Origin of the sequence: Vibrio sp. TBV020, from assembly GCF_046056895.1 — a bacterium.
Lineage (GTDB): Bacteria > Pseudomonadota > Gammaproteobacteria > Enterobacterales > Vibrionaceae > Vibrio.
The window spans coordinates 2,558,384-2,583,337 of the sequence record NZ_JBEEAQ010000003.1 but is presented as its reverse complement, the minus strand read 5'-3'; the positions used below and the strand labels follow the sequence as shown (position 1 = coordinate 2,583,337).

General features: G+C 43.3%; 23 protein-coding genes and 1 tRNA gene. 11 read left to right on the top strand and 13 right to left on the bottom strand.

What is annotated here, in order from left to right; translation table 11 throughout:
* Nucleotides 1-32: 32 nt before the first annotated feature.
* Together AAFX28_RS19685 and cobO are read right to left on the bottom strand one after the other, a co-directional pair.
* Nucleotides 33-773 carry a substrate-binding periplasmic protein gene (locus AAFX28_RS19685; RefSeq protein ID WP_408690170.1) on the bottom strand — a complete coding sequence of 247 codons (741 nt, stop codon included), beginning with the start codon at nucleotides 771-773 and terminating at the stop codon, nucleotides 33-35.
* Between the two features lie 159 nt (nucleotides 774-932).
* Nucleotides 933-1,538, bottom strand: a complete 606-nt coding sequence (cobO, locus tag AAFX28_RS19680; RefSeq protein ID WP_408690169.1) for a cob(I)yrinic acid a,c-diamide adenosyltransferase — start codon at nucleotides 1,536-1,538, stop codon at nucleotides 933-935.
* Between the two features lie 110 nt (nucleotides 1,539-1,648).
* Between cobO and AAFX28_RS19675 the strand changes: the two genes are divergently transcribed.
* Complete coding sequence (locus AAFX28_RS19675) at nucleotides 1,649-2,098, top strand: low molecular weight protein-tyrosine-phosphatase (protein ID WP_408690168.1); 450 nt, start codon at nucleotides 1,649-1,651, stop codon at nucleotides 2,096-2,098.
* Nucleotides 2,099-2,111: 13 nt separating this feature from the next.
* On the opposite strand, the gene AAFX28_RS19670 is transcribed toward AAFX28_RS19675, so the two are convergent.
* From AAFX28_RS19670 to sodB, 3 genes are all read right to left on the bottom strand, one after another.
* Entirely contained in the window at nucleotides 2,112-2,774 is a 663-nt protein-coding gene (locus AAFX28_RS19670) for an SDR family oxidoreductase (RefSeq protein ID WP_408690167.1), read from the bottom strand.
* A 203-nt stretch (nucleotides 2,775-2,977) separates the two neighbouring features.
* Nucleotides 2,978-3,481 (bottom strand): VC2046/SO_2500 family protein, encoded by a 504-nt coding sequence (locus tag AAFX28_RS19665; RefSeq protein WP_408690165.1) that lies wholly within the window; start codon nucleotides 3,479-3,481, stop codon nucleotides 2,978-2,980.
* A gap of 132 nt (nucleotides 3,482-3,613) precedes the next feature.
* The gene (gene sodB / locus AAFX28_RS19660) at nucleotides 3,614-4,198 is read right to left on the bottom strand and encodes a superoxide dismutase [Fe] (protein WP_134835292.1); all 585 of its coding nucleotides are present in this window, start codon (nucleotides 4,196-4,198) and stop codon (nucleotides 3,614-3,616) included.
* 301 nt (nucleotides 4,199-4,499) lie between these two features.
* On the opposite strand from sodB, the gene AAFX28_RS19655 reads away from it, so the two are divergent.
* Together AAFX28_RS19655 and AAFX28_RS19650 are read left to right on the top strand one after the other, a co-directional pair.
* Nucleotides 4,500-4,835 (top strand): Grx4 family monothiol glutaredoxin, encoded by a 336-nt coding sequence (locus AAFX28_RS19655; RefSeq protein ID WP_004748458.1) that lies wholly within the window; start codon nucleotides 4,500-4,502, stop codon nucleotides 4,833-4,835.
* Nucleotides 4,836-4,931: 96 nt separating this feature from the next.
* Nucleotides 4,932-6,887 carry a DNA topoisomerase III gene (locus tag AAFX28_RS19650; RefSeq protein WP_408690163.1) on the top strand — a complete coding sequence of 652 codons (1,956 nt, stop codon included), beginning with the start codon at nucleotides 4,932-4,934 and terminating at the stop codon, nucleotides 6,885-6,887.
* Here AAFX28_RS19650 and AAFX28_RS19645 read toward each other — a convergent pair.
* Nucleotides 6,884-7,867, bottom strand: a complete 984-nt coding sequence (locus tag AAFX28_RS19645; protein ID WP_408690161.1) for a DUF3080 domain-containing protein — start codon at nucleotides 7,865-7,867, stop codon at nucleotides 6,884-6,886. The genes AAFX28_RS19650 and AAFX28_RS19645 overlap by 4 nt on opposite strands.
* Before the next feature lie 47 nt (nucleotides 7,868-7,914).
* Nucleotides 7,915-8,598, bottom strand: coding sequence for an SDR family oxidoreductase (locus AAFX28_RS19640; RefSeq protein ID WP_408690159.1), 684 nt, complete (start codon nucleotides 8,596-8,598; stop codon nucleotides 7,915-7,917).
* Nucleotides 8,599-8,864: 266 nt separating this feature from the next.
* On the opposite strand from AAFX28_RS19640, the gene AAFX28_RS19635 reads away from it, so the two are divergent.
* Nucleotides 8,865-9,788: a histone deacetylase gene (locus AAFX28_RS19635; protein ID WP_408690157.1), complete on the top strand. Its 924-nt coding sequence runs from the start codon at nucleotides 8,865-8,867 to the stop codon at nucleotides 9,786-9,788.
* An 11-nt stretch (nucleotides 9,789-9,799) separates the two neighbouring features.
* A complete protein-coding gene (locus AAFX28_RS19630) occupies nucleotides 9,800-10,282 on the top strand; it encodes an NUDIX domain-containing protein (protein WP_408690156.1) in 483 nt (160 codons plus the stop codon).
* Between the two features lie 76 nt (nucleotides 10,283-10,358).
* On the opposite strand, the gene AAFX28_RS19625 is transcribed toward AAFX28_RS19630, so the two are convergent.
* The 3 genes from AAFX28_RS19625 to AAFX28_RS19615 all read right to left on the bottom strand — a co-directional run bounded on the left by AAFX28_RS19625 (nucleotide 10,359) and on the right by AAFX28_RS19615 (nucleotide 12,687).
* Nucleotides 10,359-10,449: transfer RNA gene (locus AAFX28_RS19625), tRNA-Ser, on the bottom strand.
* Nucleotides 10,450-10,631: 182 nt separating this feature from the next.
* The gene (locus AAFX28_RS19620; protein ID WP_408690154.1) at nucleotides 10,632-12,434 is read right to left on the bottom strand and encodes a DUF3413 domain-containing protein; all 1,803 of its coding nucleotides are present in this window, start codon (nucleotides 12,432-12,434) and stop codon (nucleotides 10,632-10,634) included.
* Between the two features lie 28 nt (nucleotides 12,435-12,462).
* Entirely contained in the window at nucleotides 12,463-12,687 is a 225-nt protein-coding gene (locus tag AAFX28_RS19615) for a YejL family protein (protein WP_408690153.1), read from the bottom strand.
* Nucleotides 12,688-12,771: 84 nt separating this feature from the next.
* On the opposite strand from AAFX28_RS19615, the gene yejK reads away from it, so the two are divergent.
* The 3 genes from yejK to AAFX28_RS19600 all read left to right on the top strand — a co-directional run bounded on the left by yejK (nucleotide 12,772) and on the right by AAFX28_RS19600 (nucleotide 16,341).
* The gene (gene yejK, locus AAFX28_RS19610; protein WP_408690152.1) at nucleotides 12,772-13,773 is read left to right on the top strand and encodes a nucleoid-associated protein YejK; all 1,002 of its coding nucleotides are present in this window, start codon (nucleotides 12,772-12,774) and stop codon (nucleotides 13,771-13,773) included.
* Nucleotides 13,774-13,881: 108 nt separating this feature from the next.
* The gene (locus AAFX28_RS19605; RefSeq protein ID WP_408690910.1) at nucleotides 13,882-15,120 is read left to right on the top strand and encodes an Hpt domain-containing protein; all 1,239 of its coding nucleotides are present in this window, start codon (nucleotides 13,882-13,884) and stop codon (nucleotides 15,118-15,120) included.
* A gap of 63 nt (nucleotides 15,121-15,183) precedes the next feature.
* A complete protein-coding gene (locus AAFX28_RS19600) occupies nucleotides 15,184-16,341 on the top strand; it encodes a chemotaxis protein (RefSeq protein WP_408690150.1) in 1,158 nt (385 codons plus the stop codon).
* A gap of 46 nt (nucleotides 16,342-16,387) precedes the next feature.
* Here AAFX28_RS19600 and nhaC read toward each other — a convergent pair whose 3' ends face one another.
* Complete coding sequence (gene nhaC, locus AAFX28_RS19595) at nucleotides 16,388-17,821, bottom strand: Na+/H+ antiporter NhaC (RefSeq protein ID WP_408690148.1); 1,434 nt, start codon at nucleotides 17,819-17,821, stop codon at nucleotides 16,388-16,390.
* A gap of 449 nt (nucleotides 17,822-18,270) precedes the next feature.
* On the opposite strand from nhaC, the gene asd reads away from it, so the two are divergent.
* Both asd and AAFX28_RS19585 read left to right on the top strand, forming a co-directional pair.
* Entirely contained in the window at nucleotides 18,271-19,383 is a 1,113-nt protein-coding gene (gene asd, locus AAFX28_RS19590; protein ID WP_408690147.1) for an aspartate-semialdehyde dehydrogenase, read from the top strand.
* Nucleotides 19,384-19,493: 110 nt separating this feature from the next.
* On the top strand, nucleotides 19,494-20,018 hold the full coding sequence (locus AAFX28_RS19585; protein WP_408690146.1) for a type II secretion system protein: 525 nt from the start codon (nucleotides 19,494-19,496) through the stop codon (nucleotides 20,016-20,018).
* Nucleotides 20,019-20,044: 26 nt separating this feature from the next.
* Here AAFX28_RS19585 and AAFX28_RS19580 read toward each other — a convergent pair whose 3' ends face one another.
* Both AAFX28_RS19580 and AAFX28_RS19575 read right to left on the bottom strand, forming a co-directional pair.
* A complete protein-coding gene (locus tag AAFX28_RS19580; RefSeq protein WP_408690144.1) occupies nucleotides 20,045-20,887 on the bottom strand; it encodes an ion transporter in 843 nt (280 codons plus the stop codon).
* 51 nt (nucleotides 20,888-20,938) lie between these two features.
* Nucleotides 20,939-21,577 (bottom strand): YchE family NAAT transporter, encoded by a 639-nt coding sequence (locus AAFX28_RS19575; protein WP_408690143.1) that lies wholly within the window; start codon nucleotides 21,575-21,577, stop codon nucleotides 20,939-20,941.
* A 612-nt stretch (nucleotides 21,578-22,189) separates the two neighbouring features.
* On the opposite strand from AAFX28_RS19575, the gene adhE reads away from it, so the two are divergent.
* Nucleotides 22,190-24,895, top strand: a complete 2,706-nt coding sequence (adhE, locus tag AAFX28_RS19570; protein WP_408690142.1) for a bifunctional acetaldehyde-CoA/alcohol dehydrogenase — start codon at nucleotides 22,190-22,192, stop codon at nucleotides 24,893-24,895.
* The last annotated feature ends 59 nt before the right edge of the window (nucleotides 24,896-24,954 follow it).

Below are 24,954 nucleotides of genomic sequence, written 5' to 3'. Positions count from 1 at the left end.
AAAGCCAGCGTTATTACGCTGGCTTTTTTGTCTCAATTGGTGGAGACAGTATATCGTTGCCTAATTTCTTGATAGGTCGGTGAAGCTTGAAATTCCTCGAGAGCTTGTTGCCACTTTTTGAGAACTTTTGGATCTGTTCCTTTAGAAAATGCGATATACAAATCAATATCGAACAAACTGATATCTGAGCGTATCACGCTATTTGAGTCTATTCCTTGAGCTTCTAATAGGCTTGGCATAGCAAACTCCCCTGCGACCATTGCGGTGACTCTTTCGTAGACTAGCAAGCGAGTATTTTCTTTTGGTTGATTTGTCACCCAAAGGTTATCAAAACCTAGGTCGATTAATACTTGGTGCTCAGGGTAGTTGGCAGTAACTGCAATACTATCCCATAGCTTTGCACTCTCTATGTTGTCGTCTGAGGAATCAAACTTGTCGTTATGGAAAAGGTATACACCGTCAGAGAGGATAGGTCCTACCCATTCGAATTTATCATTTCGGTCTGGCGTACGAGCAACGCAACATAGTGCGCGGTTGGGAAGAAGTTCTAGTTTCTTGATCGCACGTGACCAAGGTAGAACCTGAATATCACTTTCAATATTTAATTTGTCAGTCAAATGTTGAACTATCTCGACTCCGATTCCCGTTAACTTTCCATTAGAGTCATAGAAACCAAAAGGGGCAAAGTCTTCAGTCATTATAGTTATTTTCGCATTTACTGATGATGCCCAGAGACAGAATGCGGCAAGCATGGTCACTCTTATGATAGACATATCCACTCTTCCTTTGAGCTTTAGTGATAATTTACTTGGTTAGTATAGCTGAGGAAATGATTGGCGTTTGTTCGCGGCTAAGTGTGAAGAGCGAGTAGAGTTTGTAGTGCTTGAAGGCAGAATGCATCTGCCCTCATTAAAGTAGGGGAAGAGGTAACGCTACCAATCCACCCCTTGAAGTGCTTTTACGCCGGATTCGAAAGCGTGTTTGACATTCTTCACTTCTGATACTGTGTCGGCCATTTCAATCAGTGTACGGTGCGCACCACGACCGGTAATAATTACAGATTGCATTTTAGGACGGTTGTTTAGAGCTTCAACGACTTCGTCTAGCTCAATGTAGCCGTAGCTTACCATGTAGGTCAGCTCATCAAATAAGATGACATCAATCGACTCATCAGTAAGTAGGCGCTTACACTCTTGCCATACTTTTTGTGCAGCTTCTGTATCGGCAGATTTGTTCTGTGTTTCCCAGGTAAATCCTGTTGCCATTACGTGAAATTCAACGCCAAGCTTTTCCAGTAAGTTTCGCTCACCGTTTGCCCACGTTCCTTTGATAAATTGTGCAACTGCCGCTTTTTTATCATGGCCAACTGCTCGGGCTACAGTACCAAACCCTGAGGTGGATTTTCCTTTTCCGTTACCGGTAATAATAAGAAGTAGACCTTTTTCCTCTTGAGCTGCCGCCACTTTTGCATCAACTTGCTCTTTCACTTTTTGTTGTCGAGCTTTGTGACGTGCTTCTTTGTTGGTTTCTGAGGTCATGGTAAATCCTTTTTATTTAAACAATCTGTGCCTATCATAGCGTAATCGTATATGAGCAAAAACCTATGATTCATATGGGAAAGCTCTAAACAATAAGGCTTAAGCTTAAGATGAAGAAAATTCTAGTCGTATGTATGGGAAATATTTGTCGTTCTCCAACTGGTGAAGCGATTTTGCGTGCGAAGTCTGAGCAACTGAATATTCCGGTTCAAGTCGATTCTGCTGGTACCATTGGCTACCACCAAGGAAATCCTCCCGATGTACGAGCAAAAGCTGCAGGGGAGGCTCGTGGATACTCATTTAAGGGGATCCGCTCGAGAAAGGTTGTGGTAGAAGACTTTGATAACTTTGACTTAATCCTAGCCGCTGACAAGGATAATTTAGCGGATTTAAAAGCGTTGTGCCCTAAACATTTGCAATACAAGTTAAAGCTATTTCTGGAGTTTGGCCATTCAGAATATGAAGAAATCCCCGATCCTTACTATGGAGGGGACAAAGGATTTGAACTGGTCTTAGACCTTATTGAGGAAGCTTCAGAGCAAGTGCTTCGATCACTTTAATACCTTGGCTTGATTAGGCCGCCATCACGCGGCCACTGAAGTAGTCATTGGAGACAATATATTCAGTGTTTCGAATCAGCTCGTCTTGAACCTCTGCCCAGTGGGATTCATCGTGCTCTAGTGTCGGCACTACACCGCCAACTCGGATATTGAAAGGTGTCAGCTCTTTCGCCCAACTTTGAGTAAACCCCGCCACCATAGACGTTGCATTATCGAACCCTGATAAATCTTGATAGTCAGGGTGAGATATTACGTTAACGATAACGCCATTCTTCTTTTCTTGACGCATACGTTCAGCAGTTGCCTGACCAAAGCTAAACATGGTCGCTGCCATCAAAGACAATCTTTGGGTGAATAAGTCACTGCCTTTTTGATCAAAAATATTCGGCATGGCTTGTGCCGTCAATGTATTGATCAAAACGTCAGGGGAGCGCTTAATCGTTTGATCCATAAAGGCAAACAAGTTCTGAATTGACTGCAAAGAGTGATCGTGTGTCTTGAACTGGTAGACATTTGTTGAGATCTCACCACATAGCTGAAATGCCTGCTGAAGTTGGGGGCTTTCTTTGTCACACAGGACGACTGTTGCTCCTAAGGAGGCGAAGTGATAGGCAAGTGTACTCCCTACTTGAGATCCTGCTGATGTGACCAAAACGACAGCACTCTTTATGTCCATTGACTTCCCCCCATTATCAATGTTTGCGTGAAAAGTTGTCCACATAGCATGGTAGATTAACTGTTATTGAGTTGTGAATAAGGTCAAATAACTGGTCTGATTGTATGACAGATTGTGAATCTTTGGCCTTATTCACATTATCTGTCGCTGTTGTTAACAAAGTCCGAAAAATGAGACAGGAGAAGTGTGATCTGAAACGATCGCTATACTTGTGCTTGGATCTGGAAAGTACGCTGAGCTTTAATCAGCTGATTATAAAGATCGATTGGCATCAATTCTTTAGGTTCTTTTTCACCCATAGAGCGGCGCTGGTGGCCTGATAGGTTATGGTAAACCTCTTCAGGAAGATCATGGGTATCTTCAGGTAGATAGGTTAGAGCATCAGGTTTTAAGTAGTGGCTGAGTTTGGCGCTAGGTAGACCTGAGGTATGGAAAAGTGAAGCTTGCTGCGCAGATAGATCGTATGAGCTTTGGTCTGAACGAAGTTGCTGAGGTGATTGAAGTTCAAAGCGTTTACGAAGTGCTTGCTCTGTATTCTCAATCTGGTCGACTTTCTCTACCGGCGTGTTATCACGGACATCATTTGAGAACATAGACAAAATTAATGCAAAGTCCGCACGACGACCTTCATGGACAGCATGGTTAATACCAGTGCCGAATCCAAGTTCGTTGATAATGGTCGCTTTGTCTAAAGTATGGATTTGCATAGGCTTCCTCGTATGATGCTTTTATAGCGACCCAGCAGGAAGAAACTTTAGGGAAATCAGCGTCAGAAATAGAAAAAGCCAGCTAATAGCTGGCTTTTTAAACGACTAAATTTTAAATCCTATAGGGAAGGATTATTTAGCTAGGTTTTCTGCAACGAAGTCCCAGTTAACTAGTGCCCAGAATGCATTCATGTAGTCTGGACGAACGTTACGGAAATCGATGTAGTAAGCGTGTTCCCAAAGGTCAACTGTTAGAAGTGGAGTTGTACCTTCTTCAGTTAGAGGAGTCGCTGCGTTAGAAGTGTTAACGATCTCTAGAGAACCGTCAGCTTTCTTCACTAGCCAAGTCCAAGAAGAACCAAAGTTGTTGATTGCAGAATCAGTAAACTTCGCTTTGAACTCTTCGAAAGAACCGAAAGCAGCGTTGATTGCGTCTGCTACAGCACCTGTTGGCTCACCGCCAGCTTTTGGCGCTAGACAGTGCCAGTAGAACGTGTGGTTCCAGATTTGTGCTGCGTTGTTGAATACGCCGCCAGTAGAAGTCTTAACGATTTCTTCTAGAGTTTTACCTTCAAACTCAGTTCCTGGGATTAGGCCATTTAGCTTAACAACGTAAGTGTTGTGGTGCTTGCCGTGGTGGAAATCTAGAGTTTCTGCTGAGATGTGTGGTTCTAGTGCGTCTTTTGCGTAAGGAAGAGCTGGTAGTTCAAATGCCATTGCTCGATTCTCCATTTGTATGAAAGGGTTACCCCTCTCGATTGCTTCCAGTGTTATTTATTATTCATGGTTCGCAGTTGCCAACCATGGTCAATTTGCTGACTTGTTATCTAGTTTATCAAGTTTTTACTTTATTAAAAGCACTGACGGTAAATTTCTAGCTGAAAAGTCATCAATTTATTGGCCATGAATGTTGTTCTCGCTCCACAAAATATAACCATACATATTATAGGCTTTTTATTCTGTGCTAATGGTTTAGAATGTGCAGAATATTTGCAGTAACTCCATTAAAGAGGAAGCAATGGAAACTATCGATAAAATCAAACAGCAAATCGCAGAAAACTCGATCCTTCTTTACATGAAAGGTTCACCAAAACTACCAAGCTGCGGTTTCTCTTCTCAAGCAGCACAAGCACTTATGGCATGTGGTGAGAAGTTCGCATATGTAGATATCCTACAAAACCCAGACATCCGTGCAGAGCTACCAGCTTACGCACAATGGCCAACTTTCCCTCAGCTATGGGTTGAAGGTGAGCTAATTGGTGGTTGTGACATTATCATCGAAATGTTCCAAAAAGGTGAACTTCAGCCTCTAGTGAAAGAAGCTGCAGAACGCGCTGGAACTAGCGAAGAGTAATTCTTCAAAAATACTGTTTAAATCTACAGTTTTTCTTGATTTCTAAGGGCCACATTCGATAATGTGGCCCTTATTGTATCTGTCTTGCCCTATTTTATGTCTCGTCTCTTTATCGCTGAAAAACCAAGCCTTGGCCGTGCAATTGCCGCTGCACTCCCTGGACCAAAGAAAAATGATCAGGGTTTTATTCGTTGTGGTAATGGCGATGTGGTGACTTGGTGTATCGGCCACTTATTAGAGCAAGTTGAACCTGACGCTTACGACGAGCGATATAAAAAGTGGAATCTAGCGGATCTACCTATCGTTCCACAGCAGTGGCAGCTTAGACCGCGAAAGTCCGCTAGTAAGCAACTAACCGTTGTGCGCAAACTTCTGAAAGAATCTCAGCAAATCATTCATGCGGGAGACCCGGATCGCGAAGGGCAACTGTTAGTCGATGAGGTCCTTGATTACTGTAAGGTAAGCAAAACCAAGAAAGAAGCGACTCAACGCTTGCTGATTAGTGACCTTAACTTACCTGCGGTGAAACGTGCTCTTACTCAGATGCGTAGCAATCGTGACTTTATTCCTTTGTCGGTATCTGCGTTAGCTCGTTCTCGCGCTGACTGGTTATATGGGATGAATATGTCGCGTGCTTATACTTTGCTAGGGCAAAAAGCGGGCTATCAAGGTGTTCTTTCTGTAGGGCGAGTTCAAACCCCAGTATTGGGCTTAGTGGTTAGGCGTGATGAAGAAATCGAAAACTTTGTGCCTCGAGACTACTTTACACTACATGCTCTGATCCCTTATCAGGATGGTGCAAACGCATTTGATATTCGGGCACGCTGGAAGCCAAGTGAAGCCTGCAAACCCTATCAAGATGAAGAAGGGCGGGTTCTTAATCGCAAACTAGTCGAGAATGTCGCCAGCCGCATTGCTAATCAGCCAGCTAAAGTGGTGGAGTCTGAGCAAAAGCAAACGAAACAATCTGCGCCGCTACCTTATTCACTCTCAGCATTGCAAATTGATGCCGCCAAGCGCTTTGGTATGAGTGCACAACAAGTGCTAGATACTTGTCAGTCTCTCTATGAAAAACATAAACTCATCACCTATCCACGTTCTGATAGCCGTTATTTGCCAAAAGAACATTTTTCTCAAGCAGGTAGTGTATGCGAGGCGATTAAAAATAATGCTCAAGAACTAAATCAGGCTGTCAACGGCGCAGATCTAAGCTTGAAGTCAAAAGCTTGGAACGATAAAAAAGTCGATGCTCACCATGCCATTATTCCTACGCCTAAAAAAGCTTCTGTAAATGGCCTATCCGGTAATGAGATGAAAATCTATCAACAGATTGCAAGACAGTATCTTATGCAATTTTACCCGGCAGCCGTCTACGCAGAGGCGAAGTTAGTTTTTGATATTGCAGGTGGCACATTTATCGCCAAAGGACGTCAGCTTTTATCTGCGGGTTGGAAAGAGTTAATGGGTAAGGTTGATGATGAAGATGCTAACGTAGATGCTGTTCCTCCTTTGACCGAAGGTACGGTGTTGACTTGCCGTGAAGGGGAAATTAAGGATCGTAAGACCGAGCCTCCTAAGCATTTCACCGAAGCGACCTTGTTACAGGCTATGACAGGTATAGCGCGATTTGTTGAAGATAAAGAGCTGAAAAAGATCTTAAAAGAGACCGATGGTTTAGGTACTGAAGCTACCAGAGCCGGTATTCTTGATACTCTATTTAAACGTCAGCTCCTTCAGCGCCAAGGTAAATCTATTTTAAGTCAACCAGCGGGTCGAGGGCTCATTCACGCATTACCGTCCGATTCAACATTCCCTGATATGACTGCTCATTGGGAGCACCAATTGCAAGGTATGGCCGAACGTAACCAAGCTTATGGGCCGTTTATGCAAGCATTGCAAACTCGCATTGATAACTTAATGGGCCAAGTAAAAGCTGGTGACGTGCCGGAATCACTGCGCCACCTCCCAAGAGTAGAGCGACCTGCGTATAAGAAAAAGAAAGGCGGCTATCGAAAGAAAACTTCATCTGCGAGCCGAAAGAAAGCATCTTAGCCAACCTTACGGCCGCAGCGTTTAAATAGCTGCTGCCAATATTGAATGTGTTCGAGCGTAGCTTGGCGGAACCGGCTATGGCTCTGTTCTAGTGGGTAGATAAAAGGGTGCAGCTCTGGTTGAGGTTTGAAGAGAGTTAAGTTAGGCGATAGTTGCTGATAGTAACTGTCTAGTGTTGCTAAGTAAGGCTGAACTTTACCAATGTACTGCTGATCGAAAACATTGTTCAAATACTTAAATCGTGTGATATCTCTTTGCGGGGCACAAATGACTTTGTGATCGTTCATGTTCAATTGCTCTGTTATCAACGAAAGTTGAGCCGTTGCATGGGACAAAGAGTAGTAAAGGTTTCCCAGTACAGCGGTCTTTTCAAGCGTTTCTTGAGCTTCGATTACATTTGATTTTTCTGATTCAGAATAGAATGCCTGATTAAGCTCCGTAAGAGCGTTAGAGACTTGCTGTACCTGCTCACTCATCCCAACTGTTAGAAAGCTCGCTCCCTTTAATTGAGCTTGCATTGCATCGCTAGCATAGAGCAAGTTCCATTGATGCATGCCCAGCTGTTCCCGTTTCTCTTTTCTAATATTTCTCAATGTAGGTTTGAGCTCGCTATCGACATTTGGATCATCGATACACGCTGTCAGGCCTTTTAGCAATGCTGATTGGTAATCATAATTGCTAAATTCATCCGCCACCTTTCCCAAAACGGAATTCCTTTCCGCAATCAGCTGAAATAGCCCACACTGACGTAACTGATAACTATCGAGCAATCCGAGCGTGATAGGAGGAATCGTTAGGTACAATTCACGCTTACGTGGTAGTTGGGTAATGGATACATCTTGAGTAATGTCGGGTGTATCGAGGACATTGGCGACGCGTTCAGAATAGGTTTCAAAAAAACGGCTAGGAGACTCGCTCTTGCAACCTATTAAGATAAAGGTCAGAGATATCAGACCGAATGTGGCTCGTAAAATTCGCATCGTAATAGAGTAAACTCTTAAATTGTTATAGTTCTATCTACGTAGCATTACCAAGGGAGTTCACTACCATCATAGTTGATGAACTTACCACTGTGAGCTTGTTTTGCTTCTTCAATGACTTGACTTAGTCCCTTTGCAGAAGTATCAGTACCAATTAAAGCATTCGGCCCACCCATCTGCGTTTGTACCCATCCTGGATGAAGAGCTAAGACGGTGAAACCTTCAGGTGTTAAATCATTACTTAGGCTCTTTACTACCGAGTTAAGAGCAGCTTTTGATGAGCGATAGATATAGCCCCCACCTGACGTGTTTTCTGCCATGCTACCGACTTTTGAAGATAGACAGGCAATCTTTTTAAGTGAACCTTGGCGTAGGTTTGGTGCAAGTGCTTCGACAAGTTTTAAAGGAGCAATGGTATTGATCTCGAAGACTTTTCGCCACTCTTCCACATCCGTATTACCAAAACCGTACCCTTTAGGGCCATAGTAACCGGCGTTATTGATCAGTAAGTCGATGGCAGAGAGTTGAGAAGCCAGCTTTGTTATTGCTGGATAATTGGTGATATCAACCTGATGGCATTCGAGTTGCTTTGCCGACGCTAATTGAAGTAACTCAGACGAACTATCAGCATTGCGATAGGTCGCGTGAACGTGCCAGCCCTGTCCGAGATAGAGTTTGGCTAAACTCAAACCAATACCACGATTAGCGCCAGTGATAAGAACGGTCTTCATCACGATGTCCTTTCGAATAATAAAATAGAAAAGCTAGTTTGCTAAGTGAGCGCGACAAAATCAACTAGCCACCATGAACAAAATAACATGAGTGAAAATAGGCCAATGGCAACCAATGAGCCTGAGATAGCCCCGAAGAACAAGAACAGTGTAGTTTTTGACATATTAATAGTTAAATGAAATTGATAATTAATATCATTTGACTATTTTTGAAATCAATATACAAGCTGATACCATAACTCCATCTTAGTTTGGTCCAGTGCATTATGATCCCGTTGATTTACCATTCGATCTATTCGGAGCTACCCCTGCCAGAAGGGCATCGTTACCCCATCAATAAATATCGTTTACTTTATGACGCGATAAACAGCGAAATTAGTGCCAACGATGCTTGGAGAGAACAATTCGTGCATGTTGTTCCGTCAATGCTTGATCGGCAAGCCGTGACTCAAGTGCATTGCTGCGAGTACATTGACTCATTGTTTTCCGGCACATTGCCTGCACCCAAAATGAGACGAATTGGTTTTCCATGGAGTGAAACACTCATTACTAGAACACTTACATCGGCTGGTGGTACTTGTGAAACAGTCAATCAAGCCGTTGATCGCGGTGTTGCTATTCACTTAAGTGGCGGATATCACCATGCGCACCATGATTTTGGTAGTGGATTCTGTTTGATCAATGACTTAGTGCTGGCTGCTAAGAGAGCAGTGACGTTTGAAGGTATCGATAAGGTACTTATTGTTGATAGTGACGTACATCATGGAGATGGAACTGCAACCCTATGCGAAGGCGATGAGAGTATCGTTACCTTATCATTTCATTGTGATAAAAACTTTCCAGCCAGAAAACCAGACTCTGACTTGGATGTTCCGTTAGTCAGAGAAGCAGGTGATGAGGAGTTTCTCGAGGCATTTACTTCAGTTGTAGAGATGGCTACCAATCTACATCAGCCTGATTTGATACTTTATGATGCTGGTGTCGATATTCATGAAGATGATGAGCTAGGCTATTTAAATGTATCAAGTACTGCGATTTATAAACGAGACGAGTTTATGTTTGAGTTGGCCAAACGTAAACAACTGCCCATTGCTTGTGTTGTGGGAGGGGGTTATCGCAGTCAGCATGAAGAGCTCGTCCCAATTCACATGCAACTTATTCGTGCTGCACTTAAAGTTTATGGACGTTAGAAGGAAAATTCATGGAACATCGCATTCGTGCCGCTGGCATTTTAATTCGGGATGGCGCAATGCTGCTCCTTCGCGTAAAGGACTTTAGCGGTGAGTATTGGGTGCCGCCTGGTGGAGGAATGGAACTAGGCGATCAAAGCTCAAGAGCCTGTGTGATTCGAGAGTTTAAAGAAGAAGCAGGTATTGATATTCAAGCTGGAGAACTGATTTGTGTGAGAGAGTTTCTCGAAACGCACACTGAACGTTACCATGCAGAGTTTTTCTATCTGATTACTAGTTTTCTTGGTACACCGCATCTAGAGAATCTAAAAGGGCTTAATGATGAAGACTACATACAAGCGGTAGAGTGGGTTCCTATTCCAGAGTTAGTGGATAAGAGAATCTACCCTGCAGAGCTGAAAAATAAGTTGCTCGACTTAATTGAAGCTCAACGCTTTTCGACTCATCTAGGCAGTTATGTGCAAGGGGAGTTTGAGCATATCAATCAGCTTTGAGTTGGTATAACAGCCCGCACAAGAATGGCAAAAAACGAGAAAGCCCGCTAATTTCTTAGCGGGCTTTCTCTAAATGTGGCGGAGAGATAGGGATTTGAACCCTAGATACGCTATTAACGTATGCCGGTTTTCAAGACCGGTGCTTTCAACCACTCAGCCATCTCTCCGTTGTTGAAGCGAATAATATAGAGGTTCAGAAAAGTTGTAAACCCCTAATTTTATTGTTTGCTTTATTTATGAGCACTTAGTAGGAAAAAGTAATTCAACCGTCTATTTCTTATACTTTCTATCGGTTAAAAATAGAAAAAGAGAGCGAGGGCTCTCTTTTTCAAAATGATAACGTGATGAATTAGTTACTTTTAACGTAAAACCTTTGTAGCTCTGTTAACCCCTGCATCAGTACCGGCAATGTTGGGTTCTGATCTTTTAAGCGTTGGTAATCTTGGTCATATAGTTTGTAGTTGCCAAACTTATCAATCACCGTAGTGTTCTTAGTTGTGATTAGTGCCAACTCGCGGGCATCACCAGCAAGAATCCAACGGCGTTTGCTTTCATCAAATAGGTTTCTACCGCTACTGAAATCAGAAGGGCTAGAAGAGACGCCTAGCAAGTCTTGCAGAAGCGTTACAGAAAGATCCAAATGACTGGTACGGTGTTGATACTCACCAGCCAGTGTACCTGGCCAATGAATGATCATAGGAACTTGGAGCTGATAACGGCTGTAATTAGAGTTTGATCCCCAGCTATTGGTCTTACTCTCGTTAAACTCAGTCGCATGGTTGGAGGTAATAACAATCACAGTTGATTCAGAAAGCTCAAGCTGTTCGATCTTCTTAAGCAGTTGTGCGATTTCGTTATCTGCCTCATTTACAGACTTGAAGTAACCTTCTTTAAGCTTTTCTGCCGCCGTTTGACCTTGTGTCGACGGATAAGCGCTGAAATTATCAACCGTGGTTAGTTCAATGTAACTAAACCATGGTTTCTTACCTTGTTCCTTAGCCCAGTTAGCCCATGTATCAATGGCTTGTGAGTCAGGTGAAGTACGGTCGTTAAATGCAATGCCCGTAAACTTCATGTCACGGAAGACTGTTTCACCGTATAGCGGTTCATCAAAGTTGTCTCCGCTAAACAAGCCAAACTGATACTCTTTATCTTTTAAGGTATCGATAAGAATAGGGCGTGAGCCTTGAGTTTGGATGCTTGATGAATAGCTGCTTGGTAGTCCATAAAACAGACCAAATACACCATAGGAATCATTGCTAGAACTATAGTGATTTTTGAAATTCAGGTTGTTTTGAGCGAACTGATAAGTCGCTGGCATAGACTCTGCGTTGAGTGCGTCTGAGCGCAAGTTGTTGACGCTAACAACAAGAATGTTTAATGGATTCGAACGACGATCAAATTCAATGCGTTCCAGTGGATACTGCACAAGTTCCACTTCGCCTTTGCTTTGCTCTAATCGCTCTAGATACTCTTCACGGTCGAGTAGACCATGTCGCTCCATGAATGACTTAGCAGTCATTGGGTATGAAAGCGGGAAGTTCGCTTTCTGAGCTGTGATCGGATTGTAGAAATGTGCATCAGCCCAAACATAGGTTAAGTGGCTGGTAATAAAGCTCACAAAGAAAAGCGCAGCGATAGGGCGACCGACATGCTTATGTGACAGTCTACGTTGTTTGCGCCATACCCATTCAGAGAGTGCTAGTTGAAGTAAAAAAATCAGTGGCAGGACGATAAATAAATGTTGTAGGTCAGCACTTATATTGGAGCTTTCGTCACTGAACAACACTTCCCATACAACAGGAGTGAGGTGCAAATTGATGGTTTGATACGCTTGGGTATCAATCAATAATACGGTGAGCCCGACGGTTGCAAAACAGACCGCCACCAAACGAAAGAGTTTGCGTGACGGTATGACAAAGGTCAGAGGAAATAGAACCAGTAGATAGAGTGCAAATACAAGGAAGCCAAAGTGGCCAACCCAAGACACCGCTAGATAGAATTGCCCTAGTAGGGTTTCTGGCCACGGGGACTGAGTGATATAACGGGTCCCGATTAACATTGCCGCAATGATGTTGAAAAAGGCAAACCAATGCCCCCATCCCACCAGGCGCGACACGCGTTCGCCGTATGTATTTACGTTATCGACCATGTAATTGTTCTATTATCCGTTATTATTTTTAGTGTTTTTTGTCTTCAATTGAAGAAACAAGCGCTTCTGCAAATTTTTCAGCAATTGCCTTGCGTTGTGAAGCAGCAACATCCTGATTTAAGACATTGGTAGCGATATTGCCAGCAATCATTAATGCAAGTTCAGGACCAGCTGAATGTTTTTCAAGTACTGCGGCTACTTCAGTAAGAATTCGTTCTACTTGTTCGTCGCTGTATTTAGATGTAATCGGCATAAAGACTCTAATGATGATAGTAAAGCGGCTTATGATAACCTACAATGCCTCGCAACTGAAACCTACGCAGCGATAAATTTCATCATGAGCCTTCACCTTTCTAATGTTATCTTACATCAACTGCAAAAAAATGATTCAGAGGAACTGGTTGTCAATTTCCGTTCCGAGTCACTAACCAATGACGCGTCTACTGAAGACCTTGTCGCAGAGCTTCACCGTGTATTCAATTCGAAAGCGGGAAAAGGCTTTGGTTCTTTCAAGTCTGACAGCGAATTTCAGCTCTGGTTGCAAGAATTACGTCAAGGAAACAAAAATTTCTACGACTTCTCACAACTTAGCGCGAACCGTCTAAAAGATGAGTTGGCGAAATACCCATTTGCTGACGAAGGCATTCTTGTTATCGCCGAATATCAGTCTTTAGCAACAGACTACTTGTTTGTCGCGATTATTCCATCGAACCAAAGTTTGAAAGTGACTGAAGGCCTTGATATTAGTGCGACTGATTATTTAGATCTGAGCAAAATGGATATTGCTGCGCGCATCGACCTTACAAGCTATGAAACGGATAAAGAATCGAACCGCTACCTTGCTTATATTAAAGGACGAGTGGGACGTAAAGTTGCTGACTTCTTCCTAGACTTTTTACAAGCTGAAGTTGGTTTAGATACTAAGCAGCAAAACCAAGTGTTGATGCAAGCTGTCGAAGACTTTTGTGCGGACTCTAAATTAGAAAAAGACGAAGTGATCAGCTACAAGAAACAAGTTGCTGACTATTGTAATGAGCAAATCAAGTCCGGCGATGAAGTGATGGTTCGCGAATTGTCTGGCGAGCTTCCACCGTCACAAGATGGCACAAGCTTTTTAGATTACACTCAAGAGCAAGGCTATGAGTTAGAAGAAAGCTTCCCTGGCGACCGAACAGCAGTGCGTAAACTGACTAAGTACGTAGGGGCTGGTGGTGGTCTCAATGTGAGCTTTGACAGTTTGCTTCTCGGTGAACGTATTTTCTATGATCCAGAAACAGACACACTGACAATTAAAGGCACTCCGCCGAATTTAAAAGACCAGCTGACTCGTAATAAGTAAGCGTCTTTAGAATAGGACTGACTGCAACATTTTCGCAGTTAGTCCTGCACTTCTTGAATATTATGTATATGCTTGTATTACAGGGACTTTATGAATACAGGCAGGACAATGGAAGGCAAGACGCTTAAACTTGGCTGGTTGCTACTCGGTCTATGGTTACTCTGCATTACCATCCTCGCAAGCAGTTACCGCTCGACCAGTGGAACGAAAGAGCAAATCTACGAACTTGGTAGCGGTATTCAAGAGCTTCGTGAGACCCTAACCTTCGATTCCCCGTATCGTACCCATATGGCAGACGCTCAAGCGTTGAACCTACAACTTATCTATGCGCTACGACTGCAAATCGACACCCACTACAAAAAAAGCTGGTTCCTTCCTGATATCCATCAGTTGCTATTTACTACTGACCGATTTATCGAGCAAACCCAGATCTACCTCGACAACAATTTAGACCTGCTTAACCTTGTTGATCAGATCCGTGTGATGCGAAATGAATACCAAGGGGAAATGCCGGTATCGCAGCTCTATTTACGCCTTAGTGCCAATGTTTTAGACGCTATGTTCAGCGATAATGGTTCTAGCCCTGCCATTTATCGAGAACTTGATCAGGTCTATTTCTTATCAACACAACTGCCAGCGCAGCAACGTCAAGATTTACAGCAAATATTGGCACAAATCTCGAGCGTTTTAGGAGGCTATGCGCAAGGGCAGTATATTGTTGATAAGTTGATTACTCATGATGTGCACGCACAAATCGATCTTCAAAGAAGCGAGTTCAATCAATTACTCAACCGACACATTTGGCTTGGCATTTTTGTTAGTCTTTTCACTATGGTTGGCTACTTATGGCTCATTCGAGTTGTCGTCAAGACTCAGACGGCAATAAGCATTGAGTCATTAAGTGACGATCGAGCGATGAATGAAGAGGAGGGTGTTACTCAGAACGAATCAGACGCAGTTCAATCATCGCCTCAGCCAGCTAAACAGGAACTGAGTGAGCCAGAAATAGACTTCGCTAAGATGTTGGATTCACTGAACCAAGATGTAGAGTCAGTGTGCATGTTGCTTGAAGTCTTTATAGAGGATCATACGGGAGATGCGGAACGCATTACCACTTTACTGACTGACTCTCCAGAAGAAGCTCAGCGAAAAGCGCACAGTTTGAAAGGCGTAGGGGGTAATTTGGGCGCCTCAAAACTGAGAGAAGCTGCAAGTAAAGTAGAGGTCGCTATCAAAGAAGATATTACTGCCGTGCCAGATTTGTTAGATGAACTCAAGGTTCGTTTAGATAATGCACTTGAAGAAGCCAGAATATTCCTAAAAGAGAACGGCAAAGTAGAAAGTTGACCTCAAACTGACTTAAGGGTTTTATAATATTCAGCTTTTTCAAATTTCTGCATGTGAGGTTATATGCTGCTTCGTCGTCTATCTGCTCTGTTCATGTTAGCGATTGTTCTTCCACTATCGGGTTGTTCATTGCTCGAAGTCAAACTTGATAGTCAGACAACGCCTCTGACTCAGCAAGAACTTAATATGCGTTTACTTACGCGTGAGTATACCCATCAGTTCTTTTCACAAGTAGAGCAAGCTGCGGATTCGATTTCTGAGCAGTACGATCCACAAGATAAGCTTTATCAATCGTACGTCTTATTGTGGAAGATAAATGCAGAAGAAGGGTTACAACGTTCTTCCTATCAAGTGTCTCCAATGGCAGCACTGATTGACAGTTGGGTATTTACCGAACAAATGAATCAGTTCTTTAATCAAGGAGCAGGCAAGGAACTCTTTATCACTGAGGATGCTAAACGTGTATCTGCTGAGCTTTCCACAGAGATTGATAAGTTAGCCAAGTCTTTGCTTAAAGGCACCAGCTACTCTCAAACGAAGCAGTTTGTTGCAGACTTTGCTAGTCAGCACCCATTTGAAGATTTGAGTTTTATAAGAACCCCTGCTTACCGAGCATGGCTAGAATCGAATCAAATCAGTGAAGATCAGGCTGTGTCGACTCTAGGCACAATGCCTGAGGCGTTAGGGGATGTATCTGACCGCTTGAGTCTAGTATCAGAGCAAACCCCCAAATTGATGACTTGGAAGGCACAGCTTATTGCGCTAAACAGTACGATCAGTGGAGAGCAATTAACCCAAACCTTAGAGAGTTTACAAGCGACTTCTAAGTCATTCCAAGATTTCGTTGAAAACAATCCTGAGTATATGGAAGATCTTGCTCGTCAGATGGCGATTCAACTAGAGCCTTTGGTCCAAGACATCGATCAACGTACAACTCAACGAATTGAACAATTGAGCCTTGAACGTGAAGCACTTGAAAAGATGGTCGCTAGAGAGCGTGCGGAAATTGGGCTGATCATCAGTGCTGAACGCGAGAAGTTTACCCAAGATATAGATAAAGTTTCGCAAGATGTCGTAGCACTTGCGATCGAGAAATTGATCGATTTGATTAAGAGCACCATCATCTATTTTGTACTGTTTATCGTCGCTATCTTCTTCGCTCCCCTAGGTCTAGGTTATATCCTAGGTAAACGTTCTGCCGTTAGAAAGTCTAAAAGCTAGACAATAAAAAACGCCTCGATTGAGGCGTTTTTTATTTTGGACAGTATTATGCAGTTTGTTTAGTTAGCTCTACTTCTTCCTCAGAAGTGGCTGGAGCAGTAGGTTCACATTTATCGACAAACCAGCCCATATAGGATGTGACGATAGTAACGATGATACAAACGAAACTTAGCCACATAAATGGTGCATAAGAGAGTGTCGCGACACCTAAAATACTTGCCATGTAGATACCGTTGTCACTCCAAGGCACCATACCTGATGTCAAAGTACCGCCAAACTCTGCGTTACGTGAAAGGTTCTTACGCTTGTAACCCAATCGATCGTAGTTCTTTGCACAGATTTTTGGTGTAAGGATAAGAGATACGTACATTGCTGAACCAAATACGTTACCCATAAACGCAGTACCAATTGTGCTTGTTGCTAGAGAGCCTGCACTTTGTACTCGGCGCTCGAACAGTTTTGCGATTGTTTCAAGCACGCCCACTTTATCCAGTAAGCCACCAAAACCAAGACCGAACACGATTACCGCAACTGAACCAAGCATTGAAGACATGCCGCCACGGTTAAGGATCGAATCGATAAAGCCTACGCCAGATTCGATTTCAAATGGTGCCCAAGCCGTATTGAACGCTTGTAGGAAGTCTACGTCTTGGATCATGACTGCCCAAATAATACCTAGCAAAGAGCCGAAGCTGATTACAGGGAAAGAAGGCATGCGCATTGCCAATAGGCCTAGCACGATGATTACAGGAACAAACGAGTAAGGCGTGATGTAGAACTGTTCTTCCATCGCTTGAATTACAGATTGCACCTGAGACATATCAACGTTGCCCGCGTAGTGGAAACCGAACGCAGTGAACATGATGCCTGTAATAATGTAGCTAATTAAAGCGATAGGTAGCATACCTTTGATATGTTCCATAACTTCAACGTTAGACATTGAAGACGCAAGGATTACTGAGTCAGACAGTGGTGACATCTTGTCGCCAAAATAACAACCAGAAAGTACCGCACCAGCTGTGATTGGCGCCGGAACACCTAAACCTTGGCCGATACCCATCATTGCGATACCCGCGGTACCTGCCGCACCCCAAGAAGTGCCGGTTGCTAGGGCCGTCAATGAACAGATGATCATCGTAGCAAGAAGGAAGATAGAAGGGTGAATTGCTTTTAGACCATAGTAAATGATAGTCGGTACGATACCACCAGAGATCCAAGTGCCGACTAAGGCCCCGACCGCTAGAAGAATAAGAACCGCACCAAGTCCGTTAGAAATACCATTTAGAGCCGCTTTTTCTAAGTCTTTATATTGATGGCCTAAACGGATACCAAGGAACATGATGATGAACCAGCCGATGTAAAGAGCCAGTTGAATAGGTAAATCTAGCTGCGCAGTAAATGAAAATGCGAGTAGCAGAAATAATCCTAGGGAAATTACAACCTGCATCAAGCTTGGCAGACGGGGGGTAAGTTGCGTCATACAGAGCCTCTTATTAGAGTAATTAGCTAATTAACATGGTGTGCTTAGCACCACTTATTAGAGGAGTTCTAACTCCTATTAGGTACGAGATGCACTTTACCGTAGCTAGAATAATATTTCGAGGAAATGTCGAAATGCTGTGATTTATATCTGATGAGTGAAGTGTAAATAGTTAAATATATGGTTAATGGTTAATTTTAATGGTCTGAAATGTTTTGAAATGTAAATTTCATGTGGCACATCTTTAATGTCTTTGTTTTTGATTTGAGGGTTTTTAGATGGCCGGATAACATCCGGGCAAAAAGGCATCAAAAATGGTGTTTGAGGTGACTTTTAATAAATGAGAAACAAAAGTTACAGATTTGATGCAAATTTCCCTTGAGATTTTGCTGCGAAAATTGAATATTGACGTATTCCTTTTTTAAAATTGATTACACGGAGAGTTGAGAATGAGAGTAGGTCTAGTCGGTTGGCGTGGCATGGTAGGTTCGGTGCTGATGCAGCGAATGGTTGAAGAGAAAGACTTCGATCTTATTGAACCGGTATTTTACAGCACATCTCAAGTAGGTATCCCAGCTCCTAACTTAGGAAAAGACGCGGGTATGCTACAAGATGCCTTCGACCTTGAAAGCCTAAAACAACTAGATGCTGTCATCACTTGTCAGGGTGGCAGCTACACAGAAAAAGTTTACCCAGCACTGCGCCAAGCGGGTTGGAAAGGTTATTGGATTGATGCCGCTTCGACTTTGCGTATGGCTCAAGACTCAATAATTACGCTTGATCCAGTTAACTTGACGCAAATTCAACAAGGCATTCATAGTGGCACCAATACGTTTGTTGGTGGTAACTGTACGGTGAGTTTGATGCTTATGGGCCTTGGTGGTCTATTTGAAAAGGGTCTTGTTGAGTGGACGAGTGCCATGACTTACCAAGCAGCTTCAGGTGCAGGTGCGCAAAACATGCGTGAACTTATCTCTCAAATGGGTGTTATTAATGACTCTGTTAGCTCAGAGCTTGCTAACCCATCTAGCTCAATTCTTGATATTGATAAGAAAGTCGCAGACACCATGCGTTCACCTTCTTTCCCAACCGATAAGTTTGGTGTGCCTTTATCAGGCTCCCTCATCCCGTGGATTGATGTGAAACGTGAAAATGGCCAGAGCAAAGAAGAGTGGAAAGCGGGGGTTGAAGCAAACAAGATTCTAGGTTTCCAAGATGCGCCTGTGCCAATTGATGGTACCTGTGTACGTATTGGTGCGATGCGTTGTCACTCTCAAGCATTGACTATCAAGCTGAAACAAAACGTACCAATGGATGAGATCGAAGAGATGATCGCTACTCACAACGACTGGGTTAAAGTAATTCCAAACGATCGTGACATTACTGCTCAAGAACTGACTCCGGCGAAAGTAACCGGTACGCTTTCTATCCCAGTTGGTCGTCTCCGTAAGATGGCAATGGGCGATGACTTCCTAAATGCGTTCACTGTTGGTGACCAGCTTTTATGGGGTGCAGCAGAGCCACTACGTCGTACTCTACGTATTATTCTTGCTGAAAAGTAACTCGTAAGAAAATTCCGAAAAGCGTCCGTAAGGGCGCTTTTTTTGTGCCTGTTAACAGCTAACTGACATTGTATTTCTACCCTTGCTGAGTTGAACGTTGTGGGGTCGATATGAAAGCAAAAGGTTTTACGCTAATTGAATTGGTTGTGGTGATTGTGATTTTGGGCATTCTGTCGGTTGTCGCAGCGCCTAGATTTTTAAACTACAGTCATGATGCGCGAGCTGCGAGTATTCAGGGAATGAAAGCAGCAGTTGATGGAGCTGCACAATTGGCTTACTCGAAAACAACCATTGATGGTGAAGAAAGTAGCCCTAGTTATCATATCGACTTGGGTTCTCAGACTGGACATGTTGCCTTTGGGTATCCAACCGTTGAGCGTGGCGGTTTAGAAAACTTCTTGAATGCAGATGCCGAGTATCATGACTTAGACGCGGAGTGGGTATGGGCAGCTCACAACCATGGAACGGTTAATGACCCGGACTACTGGCTGGTAACGCAATCTTCAATTCTTGGTGATTTCACAGGGAGCGACTTTAACTCCGCGATTGAACAAACTGAGTGTTATGTGAAATATACGGCAGTGATGGAAGAAGGCGGGATGTATGATTCTGAAGCTGTCACAACAGGTTGTTAAAGAAAAGGCTCCAAACGGAGCCTTTCTTAATTCTGCCGAGTAACCACTCGATTCTCAGGATCAGCTAACTCGCTGCCACAGTGCTTACAAAACATAGCGTCAGGCTCATGACCTGCTTTTGAACAGTTTGGGCATTTCACCAATGATTTATGGGAGTTCATTTCTTGGTTGAGCTCTGCCGTTATTATCCCAGTTGGTACAGCAAGAATTGAGTAGCCTAGCAACATAGTGAGCGATGCGACTGCTTTACCGAGATCCGTCTGCGGGACTAAATCGCCATAACCAACAGTGGTGATCGTTACGATAGCCCAGTAAATGCTTTTTGGAATGCTGGTAAAACCGTTATTTGGTCCTTCAATTACGAAAATAAGCGCGCCAAAAATCGTGACTAAAATGGCTACTGCGCTAAAGAAGATTAGGATCTTTCTGCGTGCCATCAATAACGAGCGCAACAGTATGTTCGAGTCTTGTAGATAGCGCACCAGTTTTAAAACACGGAAGATACGCATTACACGTAGGGCACGAATCACGCCCATAAAAGAGGCTGATGGGAAGAAGATTGCTAGGTAGGTCGGCAAAATTGCCAGCAGATCGACGACGCCATAAAAGCTTTTTGCATACGCGACGGGCTTTGGTGAGCAATACAGGCGTAAAAGGTACTCAATAGTAAAGAGCGCTGTAAACGTGTATTCCAGATAACGTAACTCCCTTGCCCACTGCGCATAGACAGAAGGAATGGACTCCAAAACCAGAACAATCAATGATGAAATAATGGCAACGATCAGGGCAATATCAAATGCCCGTCCAGCTTTGGTATGAGTACCAAAAATAATAACGTAAAGGTGATGTCGTAGAGAGTTGCGTGGCATGGTTAGAGCGACCTATTAAACAGTCGCTCTATCATACCTACATTCTAATGATCAGGCTAATCCTGGGAACAAGTTGCGCAGACCATTTGCGATGAACTCGATACCCAGCGCACCCAATATTAGACCCATAATACGAGTAATCACGTTGATCCCGGTTTGACCTAAGAATCGTACAATTAATGGTGCTGAGCGGAACAACAACCAGGTACATAAACAAAAAGCAACAATAGTAATAATGATACCGACGGTATCGAGCATCGCTGGATAGCGAGAGCCATAGACAATCGTCGAACTGATGGCACCAGGGCCTGCCATTAGCGGCATTGCCAAAGGTACAACACCGATTTGTTCACGACTGACGTATTCTGACTTTTCTTGTTTATTCTGCTTATCTTCACCTAATTTACCGCTCATCATCGAGAAGGCGATGCTCAGAAGCAGCAAACCACCTGCTACACGGAATGAATCTAAAGAGATGCTAAACATGTCGAGCAGCATCTGACCCGCCAGTAGCGATACGATCAAAATAATAGCGACAGCAATATTTGCGGTGACCGCGGTTTTATTCTTTTCTTCTTGAGTCATATGCCCAGTTAAAGAAACGAAGACCGGCATAATACCTACAGGGTTAACTGCAGCAACTAAGCCCAAGAAAAACTGCAAAAAAATAGCGATTTCGAACGTTTGCATTCGGCGTGCCTACACAAGTAAATAGAGGGAACAGGAGTACATGCGGAATATAGTCCAATTTCTGCTCATGAACGAATGAAAAAAACTAAAGTTAAAACTATTTCATAACTGAGAAAATCTAATTATTGAATGATTCGTAAACAGTAATGACACACTTTGTTACGTAGAATGGTGGTCAAGAAGTGGTCGAATTACACAAACGTTAACATTCGCACACTTTTAATAAAAAGCACCCCGAAAAATAGAGAGAAAATCCGTTTTGGATATACTCTCAGTAGCACAAGGTTTATGGATTACATGTAAGTTTGTGGTCAAAAAATGAAACTTTTTTACAAGTTATGGCCAATTTGCCAGGATGGTAGTTTGTTTGATGCTTTTTTGTTCGAATAAAAAATGTGATTTAAATCTATTAAAAATCATAGTGTTAACCATCTTTTTGCGATTTGAGTACCACTAATTGGTTAATTCTTTTTGGGTAACTGATCTGGGTCAATTTTTTTCACAACCTGAAATAATATACTCAGCCCTGAAAGCAATTTACTAAGACGTCTGTTTGTTAACAGTGACCTTAATAAAAAGTTTTTAATATTTATCTATTTTAGGAGATTCACTATGCCTGTAACTAATTTGGCTGAACTAGACGCTCTAGTAGCTCGCGTAAAAGCGGCTCAAGAAGAGTTTGCAACGTTCTCACAAGAGAAAGTAGACGCAATCTTCCGCGCGGCATCTCTAGCAGCTAACCACGCTCGTATCCCGCTAGCTCAACAAGCGGTTGCTGAGTCTGGCATGGGTATTGTTGAAGACAAAGTAATCAAAAACCACTTTGCTTCAGAATTCATCTACAACAAATACAAAGACGAAAAGACGTGTGGCATCCTAGAAGAAGATGACAACCTAGGCACAATGACTATCGCTGAGCCTGTAGGTATCATCTGTGGTATCGTTCCAACGACTAACCCAACGTCTACAGCAATCTTCAAATCTCTAATCTCTCTTAAAACTCGTAACGGCATCATTTTCTCACCACACCCACGTGCGAAAAACTCAACTAACGATGCAGCGAAACTGGTTCTTGACGCAGCTGTAGCAGCAGGCGCACCAAAAGACATCATCGGTTGGATTGACCAACCATCTGTTGAGCTTTCTAACGCTCTTATGAAGCACGACGGTATCGCACTTATCCTTGCAACTGGTGGTCCAGGCATGGTTAAAGCAGCATACTCTTCTGGTAAGCCAGCAATCGGTGTAGGTGCAGGTAACGTTCCTGTAGTTATCGATGAAACAGCTGACATCAAACGTGCTGTAGCTTCTATTCTTATGTCTAAGACTTTCGATAACGGCGTAGTATGTGCTTCTGAGCAAGCAGCTATCGTAGTTAGCGAAGTGTACGACGAAGTTAAAGAGCGTTTTGCTTCTCACAAAGCTCATGTTCTATCTAAAGCTGACGCAGATAAAGTACGTAAAGTGCTTCTAATCGACGGTAACTTAAACGCGAAAATTGTAGGTCAACCTGCTCCAGCAATCGCTGAAATGGCTGGTGTTAAAGTTCCTGCTGACACTAAAGTTCTTGTAGGTGAAGGTCTAGGCAAAGTTTCTTACGACGACGAATTCGCTCACGAGAAACTATCTCCAACTCTAGGTCTATTCCGCGCTGACGACTTCGAAGATGCAGTTGCTCAAGCGGTAACTATGGTTGAAATCGGTGGTATCGGTCACACATCTGGTCTTTACACTAACCAAGACGTTAACGCAGACCGCATCCGTTACTTCGGTGACAAGATGAAGACTGCACGTATCCTTGTAAACATCCCGACTACTCACGGTGGTATCGGTGACCTTTACAACTTCAACGTAGCACCTTCTCTAACTCTTGGTTGTGGTTCTTGGGGTGGTAACTCAATCTCTGAGAACGTAGGTCCTAAGCACCTTATCAACAAGAAAACTGTAGCTAAGCGAGCTGAAAACATGTTGTGGCACAAACTACCTAAGTCTATCTACTTCCGTCGTGGTAGCCTTCCAATCGCAATGAGCGATTTAGAAGGTAAGAAACGCGCATTCCTAGTAACTGACCGTTTCCTATTTAACAACGGTTACGCTGATGAAGTAGTTAAACTGCTTAAAGAGCAAGGCATCGAAGTTCAAACATTCTTCGACGTAGAAGCGGATCCAACACTATCTGTTGTTGAGAAAGGTGCAGAAGCAATGAAGAGCTTCCAACCTGATGTAATCCTAGCTCTAGGTGGTGGTTCACCAATGGATGCTGCGAAGATCATGTGGGTAATGTACGAGCACCCAGAAACTCACTTCGAAGAACTAGCAATGCGCTTTATGGATATCCGTAAACGTATCTACAAGTTCCCTAAAATGGGTAAGAAAGCTGAGCTTGTATGTATCACTACAACTTCAGGTACCGGTTCAGAAGTTACTCCATTCGCGGTTGTTACTGACGACAAGACTGGTGCTAAGTACCCACTAGCTGACTACGAAATCACGCCAAACATGGCTATCGTTGATGCTAACCTAGTAATGAACATGCCTAAGTCTCTAACAGCATTCGGTGGTTATGATGCCGTAACTCACGCTCTAGAAGCTTACGTATCTGTTCTTGCTAACGAATACTCTGATGGTCAAGCTCTACAAGCACTTAAGATGCTTAAAGAATACCTACCATCAAGCTACGCGAACGGTGCAAATGACCCAATCGCTCGTGAGAAAGTACACAACGCAGCAACTATCGCTGGTGTAGCATTCGCGAACGCATTCCTAGGTGTTTGTCACTCTATGGCGCACAAGATTGGTGCTGAGTTCCACCTACCTCACGGTCTAGCGAACGCACTACTAATCTCTAACGTGGTACGTTACAACGCGAACGACAACCCAACTAAGCAGACTGCATTCTCTCAGTACGACCGTCCACAAGCACGTCGTCGTTACGCTGAAGTTGCTGACCACTTAGGCCTAAGCCAAGCTGGTGACCGTACTGCTCAGAAGATTGAGCGTCTACTAGCATGGCTAGACGAGTTAAAAGCAAACCTAGACATCCCAATGTCTATCCAAGCGGCTGGTGTTTCTGAAGCAGACTTCATCGCTAAGCTAGACGAACTAGCTGTTGAAGCGTTCGATGACCAGTGTACAGGTGCTAACCCACGTTACCCTCTAATCACTGAGCTTAAAGAAGTGCTAATGGCTTCTTACTACGGTAAAGCGTTCGTTGAAGGTGAAACTTTCGAAGGTACTACAGTAATCCTAAAGAAAGCTGACCAGAAGCCAGCGGAAGCGAAAGCGCCTAAAGCTAAGAAAGAAAAAGCTGAAGCATAAGTAAGACTTCAGTTATGAGATAAGTTTTCGCTAGCACGACCCTTATCTATCGGGAAAAG

What these genes read in the sequence shown, in the direction of transcription:
- AAFX28_RS19665 (WP_408690165.1), bottom strand. Translation starts at nt 3,481, where the DNA reads ATGCAAATCCATACTTTAGACAAAGCGACCATTATCAACGAACTTGGA.
- AAFX28_RS19685 (WP_408690170.1), bottom strand. Translation starts at nt 773, where the DNA reads ATGTCTATCATAAGAGTGACCATGCTTGCCGCATTCTGTCTCTGGGCA.
- AAFX28_RS19585 (WP_408690146.1), top strand. Translation starts at nt 19,494, where the DNA reads ATGAAAGCAAAAGGTTTTACGCTAATTGAATTGGTTGTGGTGATTGTG.
- yejK (WP_408690152.1), top strand. Translation starts at nt 12,772, where the DNA reads ATGAGCCTTCACCTTTCTAATGTTATCTTACATCAACTGCAAAAAAAT.
- AAFX28_RS19655 (WP_004748458.1), top strand. Translation starts at nt 4,500, where the DNA reads ATGGAAACTATCGATAAAATCAAACAGCAAATCGCAGAAAACTCGATC.
- AAFX28_RS19650 (WP_408690163.1), top strand. Translation starts at nt 4,932, where the DNA reads ATGTCTCGTCTCTTTATCGCTGAAAAACCAAGCCTTGGCCGTGCAATT.
- AAFX28_RS19615 (WP_408690153.1), bottom strand. Translation starts at nt 12,687, where the DNA reads ATGCCGATTACATCTAAATACAGCGACGAACAAGTAGAACGAATTCTT.
- AAFX28_RS19640 (WP_408690159.1), bottom strand. Translation starts at nt 8,598, where the DNA reads ATGAAGACCGTTCTTATCACTGGCGCTAATCGTGGTATTGGTTTGAGT.
- AAFX28_RS19600 (WP_408690150.1), top strand. Translation starts at nt 15,184, where the DNA reads ATGCTGCTTCGTCGTCTATCTGCTCTGTTCATGTTAGCGATTGTTCTT.
- AAFX28_RS19620 (WP_408690154.1), bottom strand. Translation starts at nt 12,434, where the DNA reads ATGGTCGATAACGTAAATACATACGGCGAACGCGTGTCGCGCCTGGTG.
- AAFX28_RS19670 (WP_408690167.1), bottom strand. Translation starts at nt 2,774, where the DNA reads ATGGACATAAAGAGTGCTGTCGTTTTGGTCACATCAGCAGGATCTCAA.
- sodB (WP_134835292.1), bottom strand. Translation starts at nt 4,198, where the DNA reads ATGGCATTTGAACTACCAGCTCTTCCTTACGCAAAAGACGCACTAGAA.
- asd (WP_408690147.1), top strand. Translation starts at nt 18,271, where the DNA reads ATGAGAGTAGGTCTAGTCGGTTGGCGTGGCATGGTAGGTTCGGTGCTG.
- AAFX28_RS19575 (WP_408690143.1), bottom strand. Translation starts at nt 21,577, where the DNA reads ATGCAAACGTTCGAAATCGCTATTTTTTTGCAGTTTTTCTTGGGCTTA.
- cobO (WP_408690169.1), bottom strand. Translation starts at nt 1,538, where the DNA reads ATGACCTCAGAAACCAACAAAGAAGCACGTCACAAAGCTCGACAACAA.
- AAFX28_RS19605 (WP_408690910.1), top strand. Translation starts at nt 13,882, where the DNA reads ATGGAAGGCAAGACGCTTAAACTTGGCTGGTTGCTACTCGGTCTATGG.
- AAFX28_RS19675 (WP_408690168.1), top strand. Translation starts at nt 1,649, where the DNA reads ATGAAGAAAATTCTAGTCGTATGTATGGGAAATATTTGTCGTTCTCCA.
- AAFX28_RS19635 (WP_408690157.1), top strand. Translation starts at nt 8,865, where the DNA reads ATGATCCCGTTGATTTACCATTCGATCTATTCGGAGCTACCCCTGCCA.
- nhaC (WP_408690148.1), bottom strand. Translation starts at nt 17,821, where the DNA reads ATGACGCAACTTACCCCCCGTCTGCCAAGCTTGATGCAGGTTGTAATT.
- AAFX28_RS19630 (WP_408690156.1), top strand. Translation starts at nt 9,800, where the DNA reads ATGGAACATCGCATTCGTGCCGCTGGCATTTTAATTCGGGATGGCGCA.
- AAFX28_RS19580 (WP_408690144.1), bottom strand. Translation starts at nt 20,887, where the DNA reads ATGCCACGCAACTCTCTACGACATCACCTTTACGTTATTATTTTTGGT.
- adhE (WP_408690142.1), top strand. Translation starts at nt 22,190, where the DNA reads ATGCCTGTAACTAATTTGGCTGAACTAGACGCTCTAGTAGCTCGCGTA.
- AAFX28_RS19645 (WP_408690161.1), bottom strand. Translation starts at nt 7,867, where the DNA reads ATGCGAATTTTACGAGCCACATTCGGTCTGATATCTCTGACCTTTATC.